Annotated in this window: 13 protein-coding genes; 4 read left to right on the plus strand and 9 right to left on the minus strand. The window is 70.3% G+C overall.

Annotation, left to right across the window (positions count from 1 at the left end; all coding sequences use genetic code 11):
• Position 1 precedes the first annotated feature (1 nt).
• The 6 genes from KOI35_RS06345 to KOI35_RS06370 all read right to left on the minus strand — a co-directional run bounded on the left by KOI35_RS06345 (position 2) and on the right by KOI35_RS06370 (position 6470).
• Positions 2-847 carry a CheR family methyltransferase gene (locus KOI35_RS06345; RefSeq protein WP_215785098.1) on the minus strand — a complete coding sequence of 282 codons (846 nt, stop codon included), beginning with the start codon at positions 845-847 and terminating at the stop codon, positions 2-4.
• Entirely contained in the window at positions 844-2028 is a 1185-nt protein-coding gene (locus KOI35_RS06350) for a protein-glutamate methylesterase/protein-glutamine glutaminase (RefSeq protein ID WP_215785099.1), read from the minus strand. The genes KOI35_RS06345 and KOI35_RS06350 overlap by 4 nt, the downstream gene beginning before the upstream one ends.
• Positions 2029-2043: 15 nt before the next feature.
• Entirely contained in the window at positions 2044-2916 is an 873-nt protein-coding gene (locus tag KOI35_RS06355; RefSeq protein WP_215785100.1) for a hypothetical protein, read from the minus strand.
• A complete protein-coding gene (locus KOI35_RS06360) occupies positions 2916-3353 on the minus strand; it encodes a chemotaxis protein CheW (protein ID WP_215785101.1) in 438 nt (145 codons plus the stop codon). Before KOI35_RS06360 ends, KOI35_RS06355 begins: the two co-directional genes overlap by 1 nt.
• A gap of 1 nt (position 3354) precedes the next feature.
• Positions 3355-5697 carry a chemotaxis protein CheW gene (locus KOI35_RS06365; protein ID WP_215785102.1) on the minus strand — a complete coding sequence of 781 codons (2343 nt, stop codon included), beginning with the start codon at positions 5695-5697 and terminating at the stop codon, positions 3355-3357.
• 74 nt (positions 5698-5771) lie between these two features.
• The gene (locus tag KOI35_RS06370) at positions 5772-6470 is read right to left on the minus strand and encodes a response regulator transcription factor (RefSeq protein ID WP_203377309.1); all 699 of its coding nucleotides are present in this window, start codon (positions 6468-6470) and stop codon (positions 5772-5774) included.
• A gap of 345 nt (positions 6471-6815) precedes the next feature.
• Between KOI35_RS06370 and KOI35_RS06375 the strand changes: the two genes are divergently transcribed.
• Positions 6816-7313, plus strand: coding sequence for a CAP domain-containing protein (locus KOI35_RS06375; RefSeq protein ID WP_308120815.1), 498 nt, complete (start codon positions 6816-6818; stop codon positions 7311-7313).
• Between the two features lie 6 nt (positions 7314-7319).
• Here KOI35_RS06375 and KOI35_RS06380 read toward each other — a convergent pair whose 3' ends face one another.
• Positions 7320-8402, minus strand: coding sequence for a UDP-N-acetylmuramate dehydrogenase (locus KOI35_RS06380; RefSeq protein ID WP_215785103.1), 1083 nt, complete (start codon positions 8400-8402; stop codon positions 7320-7322).
• A gap of 125 nt (positions 8403-8527) precedes the next feature.
• Between KOI35_RS06380 and KOI35_RS06385 the strand changes: the two genes are divergently transcribed.
• The 3 genes from KOI35_RS06385 (at position 8528) to KOI35_RS06395 (ending at position 11901) form a co-directional block, all read left to right on the plus strand.
• A complete protein-coding gene (locus tag KOI35_RS06385) occupies positions 8528-9286 on the plus strand; it encodes a maleylpyruvate isomerase family mycothiol-dependent enzyme (protein ID WP_215785104.1) in 759 nt (252 codons plus the stop codon).
• 173 nt (positions 9287-9459) lie between these two features.
• Positions 9460-10884, plus strand: coding sequence for a GH1 family beta-glucosidase (locus KOI35_RS06390; RefSeq protein ID WP_215785105.1), 1425 nt, complete (start codon positions 9460-9462; stop codon positions 10882-10884).
• A 6-nt stretch (positions 10885-10890) separates the two neighbouring features.
• Positions 10891-11901, plus strand: a complete 1011-nt coding sequence (locus KOI35_RS06395; RefSeq protein ID WP_215785106.1) for a LacI family DNA-binding transcriptional regulator — start codon at positions 10891-10893, stop codon at positions 11899-11901.
• Here the strand turns inward: KOI35_RS06395 and KOI35_RS06400 are convergent.
• Complete coding sequence (locus KOI35_RS06400) at positions 11898-12689, minus strand: EI24 domain-containing protein (RefSeq protein ID WP_308120816.1); 792 nt, start codon at positions 12687-12689, stop codon at positions 11898-11900. The two genes, KOI35_RS06395 and KOI35_RS06400, sit on opposite strands and share 4 nt — an antisense overlap.
• A gap of 341 nt (positions 12690-13030) precedes the next feature.
• Positions 13031-13468 carry a hypothetical protein gene (locus KOI35_RS06405; RefSeq protein WP_215785107.1) on the minus strand — a complete coding sequence of 146 codons (438 nt, stop codon included), beginning with the start codon at positions 13466-13468 and terminating at the stop codon, positions 13031-13033.
• Between the last annotated feature and the right edge of the window lie 163 nt (positions 13469-13631).

Raw genomic sequence — 13631 nt, forward strand, 5'->3', positions numbered from 1 at the left:
GTCATCCCCTTCTGGCGGCGCCCACGGACGCCCCGCTTCGGACTCGGTAGGCGGACGTGCGGCCGGCGGCCACCCGCTCGTAGTTGTCGTCGATCCCGATCGTGGTCTCGGCCGCCCCCAGGAACAGCCAGCCGTCGGGGCGAAGCAGCTTGGCCACGTTCTGCAGCACGGTGCGCTTGGTCGCGACGTCGAAGTAGATGAGGACGTTGCGCAGGAAGATCACGTCGAACGGCTGCATGGCGGGCAACGGCGCGGTGAGGTTCATCAGCCGGAACGACACGTTGCGGCGCAGCGCCGGGGTGATCCGCCAGTGCGCGCCGGCCCGCTCGAAGTACTGCACCAGCTGAGCCGCGGGCAGGCCGCGGTTGACCTCGACCTGGCTGTATTCCGCGGTCTCGGCCCGCTTGACCATCTCGGTCGAGATGTCGGTGCCCATGATGTCGTAGCCCCAGCCCGGCGGCAGGTTCTCCTGCATGGTGATGGCCAGGCTGTACGCCTCCTGCCCGCTGGAGCTGGCGGCCGACCACAGTCGCACCTTGCGCGCGGCCGAGCGCGACTTGACCAGCTCGGGCAGCACCACGTCGGTCAGGGCCGCGAACGGCTCCCGGTCGCGGAACCACGAGGTCTCGTTGGTGGTCAGCGCGTCGATGATCTTGCGCTGCTTGGCCGGGTCGGGCCGGCGCTGCAGGTCGGCCAGGAACTCGTTGACCCCGGCAGCGCCGACGGCCCGGGCGACCGGGATGAGCCGCGCCTCGACCAGATACTCCTTGCCCGGGGCGAGCACGATCGAGGCCTCACGCCGTACGAGCTGGGCCACGAAGTTGAACTCGGACTGCGACAGCGTCATCGGGCCACCGCCGCCGATCGGCCGGACTTCACCCGGTTGACCAGGTGAGCGGCGATCCGGTCGAGCGGCAGGACCTCGTCGGCCAGCCCCGCACCGACAACGGCGCCCGGCATGCCCCACACCACCGAGGTGGCCTCGTCCTGGGCCAGCACCTCGGCTCCGGCGTCTCTCAGCACCTTCGCACCACCCCGTCCGTCGCTTCCCATTCCGGTGAGCACGGTCGCGTACGCCGACGCGCCGTAGAGGGCCGCGACCGACCGGAACATGACGTCCACGGCCGGGCGGCAGGAGTTCTCCGGCGGCGCGCTGCTGAGCTGGGTCAGCGTGGCCGTGCCCCGGCGGTGCAGGACCAGGTGCTTGTCGCCGGGTGCGATGTAGACCCAGCCGGCGGTCAGCTCCATCCCGTCGCCCGCCTCGACGACGTGCAGCGGCGTGCCACGGTCGAGTCGCTCGGCGAACATCTTGGTGAAGACGGGCGGCATGTGCTGCGTGATGACGATGGGTACCGGCAGGTCGGCCGGGATGCCGGTCAGCACCTTGGTCAGGGCGTCCGGTCCGCCGGTGGACGAGCCGATGGCCAGGATGTCGACCCGCCCGCCGGCGGCGGTGCGCCGCGGGGCGGCGGCCTTGACCGGGGCGGCGCCGGGCCTCGCGAGCGGACGGCCCGCGACGGGTGGTGGCGTGACGGCCCCGGGACGGGTCAGTGGGCGGGCCGCGGACGGCGGCGGGGCCACGGCGGGCCGGGCCGGTGGGGCCGGTGGGGCGGCTCCCGGGCGGCGCTTACCGGCCAGGGCATAGATCTTGGGGACCAGCTCGTCGCGGACCGCTTTGATCGACTCGTTGACCGAGCCGACGTTGCTCGGCTTGGTGACGTAGTCGGTCGCGCCGGCCGAGAGCGCCTCCAGGGTGGCCGACGCGCCCGAGGCCGACAGCGTGCTGAACATGATCACCGGGACCTGCCGGTGCCGCTTGCGCAGCTCGCGGACCGCCGTGATGCCGTCCATCTGCGGCATCTCGATGTCCATCGTGATCACGTCGGGCTTGAGCTGGTCGATCTTGGCCTGGGCCAGCAGGCCGTTGGACGCCGTGCCGACCACCTCGATGCCCTCGGCGCCACCGAGGGCGTCGACGATCAGGCGGCGGACGACGACCGAGTCGTCGACGACGAGGACCGAAATCACCTGGCCTCCTCCTTGTCAGCCCAGCCACGCCGGGCCGAGAGCCGCCACCACGGGGGCGAGCAGCCGATGCGCGGTCGAGGTGTCCAGCAGGTCTCGTACCACGAGGGCCTGCACCGCGCCGCTGAGCATGTTCCACACCCCACCGGCCCGGTCGGCCAGCGGAATGGCGGCCGTGTCGACGGCCTGTACCAACAGCATCTGCGCCGCGGCGGCGGTCCGGACCCGATCCGACAGATAGGCCGCCCAGGACGCCGAATGCACCGCCGGGGACCAGCCGCCGGCGTTGCGGCGCGCGTCCTCGGCCGAGGCGAGAAGCCGGCTCAGATCGCTCGATCGCAGCGAACGCAACCGGTCGAGCAGCGCCGACACCGTGTAGTGGTGCGGGCCGAGGTCGATCGGCGCCCCGACCGGCAGCTTGCGCATGGCCGCGACCCAGCCCGCGCCGAGCCCGCGGCGGGTGTCGGCGTCGAGCACCTCGCGCAGATAGCTGGCCACGGCGGCGTCACAGATCAGGGCGGTGGCCGCGGCCGCCACCTCGGACTGCTGGGCGTCACGCCCGGTGCCGGTCCAGGTCCAGGCCATCACGTCGTACCGCACGCAGGTGAGCAGCGCGTCGACCGTACCGATGGGAGCGCGCTCGACCAGGGCCAGACTCCCGGCCGGGTCGTCCTTCGACATACCCTTGAGCGACGGCATCCGGCGGGCCGCGCTCTCCACCTCGACCCAGAGCGGGCCGCGCACACCCTCGTCCGGCAACCGCTCGGCGAGCACCGGCAGGTCGGCGGCCTGCAGGCGTAAACCGCGCAGCATGACCTCGGCCGTGGCCGACCCACCGGTGAGGCGGGTCAGGTCGAAGCCGAGCACCGGGGCGCTGACGAGGCTGTACATCAGGTCGTGACGCGGAGCGTGTCGACGGCGGCGTTGACGTCGAGGGCGAGCATCAGCCGGCCGTCCAGCTTGAACGTGCCCACGACCAGGTCGCGGGTCGGTCCGCTGAGCGTGTCGGGCGGTGGCTCGAACGTGTCGTCGTCGAGGTCGACCACCTCGCCGATCCGGTCCACCACCAGGCTGACCGGCTCGCCGTCGCCGCGCAGGATCACGTTCATCACCTGGCCCTCGAGCGCCTTGCGAGCCATGCCGAGCTGCACCCGCAGGTCGACCGCGGCGATCACCTGACCGCGCAGGTTGAAGAGCCCGCCGATGGCCGGCGGCGCCAGCGGCACCGGGGTGTACTCGCTGTACGAGAGCACCTCCTGCACCGTGTGCACCTCGACCCCGAAGAGCTGCTCGGCCACCTCGAACGTGGCGAACTGACGGCTCGCCATCTCAGGCCTCCACCAGCAGCTCGTCGTTTTCCAGGTCGGTGTAGAAGTTCGGGTCGGCGGCCAGGATCGCGCGCCGGACGTCCAGCAGCTCGGTCACCCGTTGCTGGATGACCGCGGTGCCGACCAGACCGTCCTCCTCGGCGTCCCGGCGGGCCGTGGTCGAGTTCTCGGCGATGTCCACGATCCGGTCGACCACCAGCGCCACGCTCCGCGCTCCCTCGCTGTAGACGACGACCGAGACGGTGTCGCCCTCGGGTTCCTCCCCGTACGCCCCGAGCAGGTGCGACAACCGCACCAGGGGCAGGATCTGCCCGCGGTACTGCACCACCTCGCGCGATCCGGCGTGCTCGATGCGTTCGCGGGGGAACTCTTCGAGCCGGGTGACGGTGTCGAGTGGGATGGCGACCCGTCGTTCGCCGACCGCGGTGACCAGCAACCGTTCCCCGCTGCCGCCGGCCCCGGCCGCCCGCGAGGACGCCTCCAGGTTCTGCCGTTCGGCGTCGGCGGTCAGGTGGCTGCGGCGGGCCAGCGACGAGACGTCCAGGATCAGTCCGACCTTGCCGTCGCCCATGATCGTCGCGCCGGCGTACAGGCCGATGTCCTTGAACCTCGAGTTGAGCGCCTTGACCACTACTTCTTCGGTGTTCAGCACGCGGTCGACGACCAGACCGAAGCGCCGGCCGTCGGCCTGCAGCACCATGATGTAGACGCCCTGGTCGCCGCCCACGTCCAGACCGAGCGCGCGATCGAGGCGTACGAGGGGAAGAAGTTTGCCCCTCAGGCGATAGACGGGCGCACCCGAGGCATATTCGATCTTGGTGGACTGGCCGTCGATGAAGACCAGTTCGAGCACCGCGACCTGCGGGATGACGTACCGCTGATCGCCGCAGTCGACGGTCAGCGCCTGGATGATGGCCAGGGTCAGCGGGATGGTGAGGCGCCAGACCGTGCCCTCACCGGGCTTCGAGTCGACGCTGACCGCGCCACCGATGTTCTCGATGTTGGTCTTGACGACGTCCATGCCGACGCCGCGGCCGGACACGTTGGTGACCTTGGCCGCGGTCGAGAAGCCGGGCTGGAAGACCATCGCCATGATGTCGCGGCGGTCCATGTTGGGGATCTGGTCGGGGCGCAGCAGGCCGTTCTCGACCGCCTTCTGCGCGATCCGCTCCACGTTCAGGCCGGCGCCGTCGTCGGCGACCTCGACCGCCACATGGCCGCCCTCGTGATAGGCGCGCAGCGTGAGCGTGCCCTCGGGGCCCTTGCCGGTGGCGATGCGCTGGTCCGGGTTCTCGATACCGTGGTCGACCGCGTTACGCACCAGGTGGGTCAGCGGGTCCTTCACCGCCTCGAGCAGGCTGCGGTCGAGCTCGGTCTCCTTGCCCTGCATGACCAGCTGGACCTGCTTGCCGAGCGACTGGCTGAGGTCGCGGACGACCCGGGGCAGCTTCGACCAGATGTGCTCGATCGGCTGCATACGGGTCTTCATGATGCCCTCTTGCAGCTCACTGGTGATCATGCCGAGGCGCTGCGCACTCCGTACGAGGGTGGCGTCGCCGGTCTCCATCACGCCCCGGACCAGCTGGTTCCGGGCGAGTACGAGCTCACCGACCATGTTCATCAGGGTGTCCAGCAGGTCGACGTCGACCCGGATGGCGCTGTCGGCGATGCTGCGCTTGGGCGTCTGGGCCTGCAGCGCCTCGCTGACCGCGGCCGGCTGGGCCTTGCCCTCGTCGAGCAGGATCGTGCCGAGTTTGCGCTCGTCACCCTCGATCTGCTGGGCCAGCGCGGAGCCGACGTCGGAGGCCTGTGCGGCGCCGGTCTCGACCAGGATCTCGCCGATCGGCTTGCGCTGGTTGTCGACCGGATCGGGAGCCACGCGGGCGGGCACCTCGGCCAGCGGCTCGGGCGCCTCGGCCTCCGCGGCCGGCGCCGGTGCGGCCGCCGGGGCCTCCTCACCCGCGTTCATCTGCGCGTTGACCTGGGCGATGATGGTGTCGATGTCGACGTCGCCCTCGGCCTGCGTCTCCTCGATGGCGGCGAGGATCGAGCGCACACCGTCGATGGTGGCGAGCAGCGTGGTGATCGTCGTCGGGGTCACCGGCATGACGCCGTCGCGCAACTTGGAGAGCAGCGACTCGCCCGCGTGGGCCAGCTTCTCGAGCCGGCTGAAGGCCAGGAAGCCGCTGGTGCCCTTGATGGTGTGGATCGACCGGAAGATGCGGGAGATCAGATCCCGGGAGTTGGGGTCCTGCTCGAGCTCCACCAGGTCGCGGTCGATCTGATCCAGATTCTCGTGGCTCTCCATGAGGAATTCGCCAACGATCTCACCAAGGTCTTCCACGCTTGCTACCTCCTGCTCGGCGTTCCAAGGCCCTCATCGACCCGTACGTGCCTCACCTGAGAACACCGAAGGACTCAGGCCTCTCCGCCGGGCCGGCGGTAGCGGTAACCGAAGCCCCGGACGGACTCGATCGGCGAGTCGTCGGGATCGGACCAGCCGAGCTTGCGGCGAAGTCGCAGCACGGCGAACTTGACCCGTTCCTGGCCGATGCCGGTCGGGTCGTCCCAGGCCTGAGTGAGCAGCTGGTTGGGACTGAGCACCGCCCCGGCGTGCCGCACCAGAGCGTTGAGCAGCCGGAACTCGGTCGGGGTGAGACGCTTCTCGTCACCCTTGACATAGACCCGGCGCTTGGTCGGGTCGAGGTGCACGAGCCCGTCGTCGTAGACCTGACTGGCCCAGCTGTTCTGGCCGGTGGACGAGCGCCGGAGCAGCGCCTCGACCCGGGCCAGCAGTTCGTTGTTGGCGAACGGCTTGGTCAGGTAGTCGTCGGCACCACCGCGCAGCCCGCGCACCTTCTCGGCCTCCTGGCCGTGCGCGGTCAGCACCAGCACCGGCACGTCGGAGACGTCGCGCAGACGCTCCAGCACCTGCCAGCCGTCCATCTCGGGCAGGCCGACATCGAGCACGACCAGGTCGGGGTGCTCGGCGTACGCCTCCTTGAGGCCGGTACGACCGTCGCCGGCGTGCGCGACCTCGTACCCCGCACGGCTGAACAACAGCCGGAGCGCCAGTGCGATGTCCGGATCGTCCTCGACGACGAGTAGGCGACTCATTCTGTGCTCACCCTGCCCCACCCCTCGTACACGCTCGGGTCCGGACACGACCGCGCTCTCGGAAAGGTGAGGGGTCGGTGTCGGCGGCGGAATCATCCGCAAAGCCACGATAGCGTGATGTCACGGACTATTTACGGACAGTGACAGATTAGCGGGCTATCTGCCCTCCGGGGCCGGGTCCGGGCGGATAACCGCGAGGTCCCCGACGTCCCGATTCCGCCAATCCCCTCAGAGTGACACGGTGTCCGACCGAGTATCCGGTTTCCGTCAAAGATGGGACGTACGGCTAGAAAACGGATCCGATATTCCCAGACGCCTGACTGCTGCTGGGATTGGAGCCAAGCCGTGTTGCGACGCCTTCTGCTGCTCGTGGCCGCCCCGGTGATCGCCCTCATGGTGGCCTCACCGGCGCAGGCCGAAGTCCCGGCCCCACCGGCAGCCCCGGCGGTGGTCGCCCCGAAGGTTCTGATGTCGCAGGTCATCACCATGACCAACCAGCAACGCGCGGCCAACGGCTGCAAGCGCCTGCTGGCCGTCGACCAGGAACTGGTGGTCGCGTCGGTCCGGCAGAGCGTCTACATGGCCCGCACCGGCCTCTTCAGCCACGTGTGGCGCGACGGCACCACCTTCGTCCGGCGCTCGCACCTGGCCGGGTACGCGCAGCCGTCGGGCGAGAACATCGCCTGGGGCTACCGCACCGCGACCGAGGTGATGGACGCCTGGATGGCCAGCCCGCACCACCGGGCCAACATCCTCAACTGCGGCGCCAAGTCGATCGGCTCCGGCGTGGTCTACGCGGCCAACGGGACGCCCTACTACACGCAGGTCTTCGGCTGGGAGTGACGCCTTTCAGAGCGCACAGTTCACCAGTACGGGCTCCGGGTGCAACTCGACCCCGAAGCGCTCGCGTACCCCGTCCCGCACGGTGCGAGCCAGGTCGAGCAGGGCCCCGGTCGTGCCCGAGCCGCGGTTGGTCAGCGCCAGGGTGTGCTTGCTCGAGATGGCCACCCCGTCACCGGCGAAGCCCTTGCCGAACCCGGCGTGCTCGATCAGCCAGGCCGCCGGGATCTTCACCGTGCCGTCGTCGCCCGGCCAGTGCGGCGCGTCCAGCCCGAGCTCGGCCCAGCGGGCGGCGCTGACCACCGGGTTGGTGAAGAACGAGCCCACCGACCAGGTGTCGTAGTCGTCCGCGTCGAGCACCATGCCCTTGCCCTCGCGCAGCTTGCGGACGGTGTCGCGGGCATGCTGCAGCGGCACCCGGTCACCCGCCTCGACGCCCAGGTTACGGGCCAGTTCGGCGTAGCGGATGGGCGCCGACTCGGCCGAGCGGGCCAGCCGGAAGTCGACCTCGAGCACCACGTAGCGGTCGTTGTGCTTGAAGACGCTGGCGCGGTAGGCGAAGGCGCACTCGGCCGGGGGCATGACGCGAATCGAGGCGGTTTCCCGGTCGTACGCGTGCACCGCGACGATCGTGTGGGCAACCTCCTGCCCGTACGCCCCCACGTTCTGGATCGGTGTCGCGCCGGCCGAACCCGGGATGCCACTCAGGCACTCGACACCGGAGTAGCCGTGCTCCACCGCGTACGCCACGAAGTCGTCCCACGGTTCCCCCGCCGCGACCCGGAGGACGACCGATTCCTCGTGCTCCTCGACCACGCGCACGCCCCGCGTCCGGAGCAGCACCACGGTGCCGTCGAAGCCGCCGTCACCGATCACGACATTGCTTCCGCCGGCCAGAAGGAGGATCGGACGGCCATCCTCGGTGGCATTACGCACGGTAGCCACCACTTGGTCCGTTTCGGTGGCGACCGTCAAGATGCCGGCCGGGCCGCCAAGGCGTAGCGTCGTGTACGCCGACAGGTCGGTTTGCGGAGCGACGGTAACGTCTGACACGCCAACCACCCTAGGCTCAACGGGTTCGGGGCATCTCATCGGCGGTCCGCTTCCCGGCGGGTCGTCCACAGCGGCGGTCCGCTTCCCGGCGGGTCGTCCACAGCGGCGGTCCGCCTGCCTGGCGGCTCGTCCTCAGCGGCTCGGTGGAAGCGGAGAGCATCGCGATGAACAGGCTGCACGCGACGAAGGACTTCTGGATGGCCGCTCTGCGCGCCGACAGTCCCGCGTTGCAGGACGCCGTGGCCCAGTCCGGTCCCGAGGCTGTCGTGCCCGGCTGTCCCGGCTGGACGGTCGCCGACCTGGTCGAGCACCTCACCTCCGAGCTGCACTGGGTGCGTGAGATCGCGCCCCGCGGGGTCACCGAGCGTCCCGGCCAGCCCGAGGTGCCGGCCCGCCCCGAGTGGGACGCGGCGCTCGACGGCCTGCGCCGCGAGCTCACCGGCACGATCGAGACGCTCGAGGCGCTCGACGCCGACTTCCCGGCGTGGAACTGGGCGCCCCAGGCCAAGAAGGCCGCGTTCTGGCAGCGCCGGATGGCCCACGAGATCTCGGTGCACCGGTGGGACGCCGAGTCCGCGGCCGAGCGCCCGACCCCGATAGAGACCAAGCTGGCCGCCGACGGGGTGAGCGAGGTGCTCGACACCTGGCTGCCCGCCGGGCGCCGGCAGGGTCCGACCGACCTGCACGGCGTGGTCCACCTGGTGGCCAACGACGCCGGTTACGAGTGGTTCGTGCGACTGCGTGGGGCCGGGGTGGCGCTGCTCGACACGCTCACGATCCTCGACACCGACGATCACCACGCCCGCGCTCAGGCGACCGGCACGGCGAGCGATCTGCTGCTGATGCTGATGGGCCGGGTTCGTCCGGATCGCCTGGTCGTGACCGGCGACCCACGCCTGGTCAGCGCCCTGCGCACTGGCTGATTACCGTCCTGCGCTCAGGCCGGGACCCCGTCCAACCACGCCGGCCAACCGCCCCTTGCCTGACTGAAGACTGGCTTACATTCGACTTACCGGTATTCCGCCGAATGTTTCGGCCCCTATGATTAACCGGTTAAGTTCGAGCTTCTCGCTTCGTGAGCGACTAAGGGGAACGTATGACGGCCACCGTTACGTCAACGTCGGCGCAGCCGGCCCTCGCCGCGATCACCTTCCCCGACGACTTCATCTGGGGCGCGGCCACCGCGTCGTACCAGATCGAGGGCGCGGCACGGGAAGACGGTCGCGGCCCGTCGATCTGGGACACCTTCAGCCGTACGCCGGGACGGGTCTACAACGGCCACACCGGCGACATCGCCTGCGACCACTACCACCGCTACGTCGACGACGTGGCGCTGATGGCGGACCTGGGACTGGCGTCGTACCGGTTCTCGATCGCCTGGCCCCGCATCCAGCCCGACGGCACCGGCCCGGTCAACGTCAAGGGTCTCGACTTCTACGACCGGCTGACCGACGAGCTGCTCGGCAAGGGCATCGACCCGGTCGTCACGCTCTATCACTGGGACCTGCCGCAGACCCTGGAAGACCTGGGCGGCTGGGCCAACCGGCTGACCGCCGAGGCCTTCGCCGAATACTCGCAGATCGTCCACGCCCGCCTCGGCGACCGGGTCAAGACCTGGACCACGCTGAACGAGCCTTGGTGCTCGGCCTACCTCGGCTACGGCAGTGGCGTGCACGCGCCCGGCAAGCAGGACCCGGCGGCCGTCTTCGCCGCGGTGCACCACCTGCTGCTCGGCCACGGCATGGCGGCCCGGGCGCTGCGCTCGGCCGGCGCCCAGAGCATCAGCATCACGCTCAACCCGAACGTCGCGCTGCCGGTCGACCCGACCAGCGCCGCCGACCTCGACGCGGTCCGGATCATCGACGGGCTGTCCAACCGGATGTTCCTCGACCCGCTGGTCAAGGGGCACTACCCGGCCGACATGCTCGAGCACATGTCCCGGTTCACCGACCTGTCGTACATCGCGGACGGCGACCTGGCCACGATCAACGCCCCGATCGACGTGCTGGGGATCAACTTCTACCAGCCCGCGTACGTCTCGGCGAAGCCCGGCACCCCGTCGTCGCTCGACCAGCCCGGCAGCGAGGGCATCGCGTTCCACGCCCCCGACGGCCCGGTCACCGACATGAACTGGCGCATCGAGCCGTCCGCGCTGACCGGCCTGCTGACCCGGATCAACGACGACTACCCGGGCATCCCGCTGATGATCACCGAAAACGGCGCCGCGTATCCCGAGGTCCCGTCGGCCGACGGCGAGGTGCACGACGCCCGCCGCGTCGACTACCTCGACGGCCACCTGCGGGCCTGCCATGATGCCCTGGCGGCCGGAGTCGATCTGCGTGGTTACTTCGTCTGGTCGCTGATGGACAATTTCGAGTGGGCCGAGGGGTATCGCAAGCGGTTCGGGGTCGTGCACGTCGACTACGCGACGCAGGCGCGGACGCTGAAGGACAGCGCGAAGTGGTACCGGGAGGTGATCCGGCGCAACGGCATCGCCGCGCCGGGATCCGACGAGGGGTGAGATTTTGTGGTGACGCGGGAGCGGCCGACCCTGGAAGCAGTGGCGCGCCGCGCCGGGGTGTCCCGGGCGACCGTCTCCCGCGTCGTCAACGGTTCGACCTCGGTGGCCGCCTCCATCCGTGAGGCGGTCACCCGCGCCGTCGACGAGCTGGGCTACGTGCCCAATCAGGCCGCCCGGAGCCTGGTCACCCAGCGCACCGAGTCGATCGCACTGATCCTGCCCGAGACGGCCAACCGGGTCTTCTCCGACGACCTCTTCTTCCCGGCGATCATCCGCGGGGCCGGCGTCGAACTCGAACTGGCCGACAAGCAGCTCGTGCTGATGATGGCCGGCTCGGTCCGCAGCCACGACCGGGTCGAGCGGTACGCGGTGGCCGGTCACGTCGACGGCGTGATGTTCGCATCCATGCACGGCGCCGACCCGCTGCCCGGCACGCTGGTCCGCATGGGCATTCCGGTGATCTGCAGCGGCCGCCCCATCGGGACCACCGAAGTCCCCTATGTGGACGTGGACCACTTCGGCGGAGTCGCGGCCGGCGTACGCCACCTGGTCGCCGGGGGCCGCCGCCGGATCGCCACCATCGCCGGCCCGCAGGACATGGTGGCCGGCATCGACCGGCTGGCCGGCTATCGCGCCACGCTCGACGAGGCCGGCCTGGCCCAGCACGTGGCGTTCGGCGACTTCACCCGCGAGTCGGGCCTGGCCGCGATGCGCACGCTGCTGGCCGACGACCCGGCGCTGGATGCCGTGTTCGCCGCCTCCGACATGATGGCCCACGGCGCGCTGCTCGCCCTGAAGGAAGCGGGTCGCCGCGTGCCGGCCGACGTGGCGGTGATCGGCTTCGACGACTTCGAGATCAGTCGCTACAGCGATCCGCCGCTGACCACGGTCCGCCAGCCGATCGCCGACATGGGCCGGACGATGGCCCGCCAGTTGCTGGGCCTGATCAACGGCGAGGCCGGGCTGCCGGACGCCGTGGTGCTGCCGACCGAGCTGGTCGTACGGGAATCGGCTTAGACCTTTATCGCCTCGATGGAGTGGCCGAGCGACTGACGGGCCAGCAGGGTCGCGCCGGCGATGGCGGCCGGCATGAGCAGGATCGCGCCCAGCGGAATCAGGAAGCAGCAGAACACGGCCACGCCGAAGCCGAGGGCCAGCGGCCGGTTCGCCCGCAGCGCGGCCCGCCGCTGCTTGAGCCGTTGCCCCCGCCGCTGGAACGGCACCCCGGTGAGCTCGACGGCCAGGAACCAGCCACCGACCGCGCCACCCAGCACCGGGATCACCGTCTGCCCGACCACCGGCAGGAACCCGAGCAGGAACAGCGGAATGCCGACCAGGATGGTCAGCCCGATCAGGCGCAGCGAGTCGACCAGGCTGCGCCGCAGCGACGGCCAGAAGCCCACCTCGACAGCGTCCGGCACACCGCCGAACCGATCCTCGACCAGCTCCGAGATCCGCTCGTAGAACGGATCCCCGATGAGCAGCGTGACCGCGGTGAAGGTGAGCACGCCGAGCAGCGCGGCCACGCCGACCAGAGCCAGGCCACCCAGCACCTGGACGAGGTCACGAGCCCACTCCGACCACCCGTCGGCGAACCAGGTGACCGAGCGGGACAACTCGGGCAGATAGTCGAGCAGGAAGAACAGTGCCGTGGCATAGATGACGCCCGAGATCAGCGCCGGCACCAGCCCGAGGCCGAGCAGCTTGGGACTGCGCAGGATGATGCCGAGCCCCCGCCCGAGCAGCCCCGCACCGAAGAAGAACTGCTTGACAGCACCGAGCGGTTTGCCGTGATCCGCGTTCACGCCCAGCAGCGTAGAGCAGCCGCGCCCCCGCCACTCACCCCTGAGGGCCACGACTCTGGCCGACACCGACCGGGGCTGGAGAGCGACGATCAGTCGTGCGGCAGGCCGTTCATCGAGGCGCTCCCAGGTGCTCGGGGTGTCGGACGGCCGGAGGCGCCCAACACCCCGGTCAGCCCGCCGCCGTGTCCTCGCCAGCACCTTCGGCGTCGTTGTCCACAAACTCCACCCGAAGGTGCCCGGCCTGTGGATAACCGGTCACCTCGACTTGACAGCCCCTACCTTCAAAACGGCTGCCCCCGGGTGGGTGGACGGGGAAGGTGGCGGGCCTTTCGGCTACCACCTCACGGAAAGGACGGCGCGGGCTCGCTCGGGGGAACGGAGGGCGGCACCTCGGAATCGGTCGGATCGGGGTCGGGGCCGGGACCCGGGTCGGTAGGGGTCGGCACCGGGGGCAGGGTCAGCGGCGGCAACGTGTCGGTCGTCGTCGCTGACGGGGTGGGGGACGGCGAGACCGTCGGTGTCGTGACGCCTGCCGTGGGGGACGACGACGAGGCGGGCACCGGGGATGTGGCCGGCGCTGGGGGGACGCTTGTGGACACCACCGGGGACGGGCGGTAGGGCTGCGCCGAATACCGGACCGGCACCGGGCCGGTCCGGGCCGTGGCCGGGGCGGCGCCCAGGCCACCCCAGCCGTTGGGAGCGCCCACTGCAGCGGGGCGCTTGGCCGGCGTGGCGAGGCTCCAGCCGATCGTGACGGCGACCGGCAGGCCAATCGCCACTAGTCCGACAAAGACTGATTTAGGGGAAAGCCGCACGATGTAGACAACGCGGTCACAGGTGAAGAAGGTTACGGCCCAACTGGTAGAACGGGCTTGATCGATGAGGCGGGTCACCGGTACTGTCCCGAGGCTCCCTCACTGTCGGGTCGGGGAGGCACATCAA

The organism is Paractinoplanes bogorensis (assembly GCF_018829635.1).
In the GTDB taxonomy this organism is placed as follows: Bacteria; Actinomycetota; Actinomycetes; order Mycobacteriales; family Micromonosporaceae; genus Actinoplanes; species Actinoplanes bogorensis.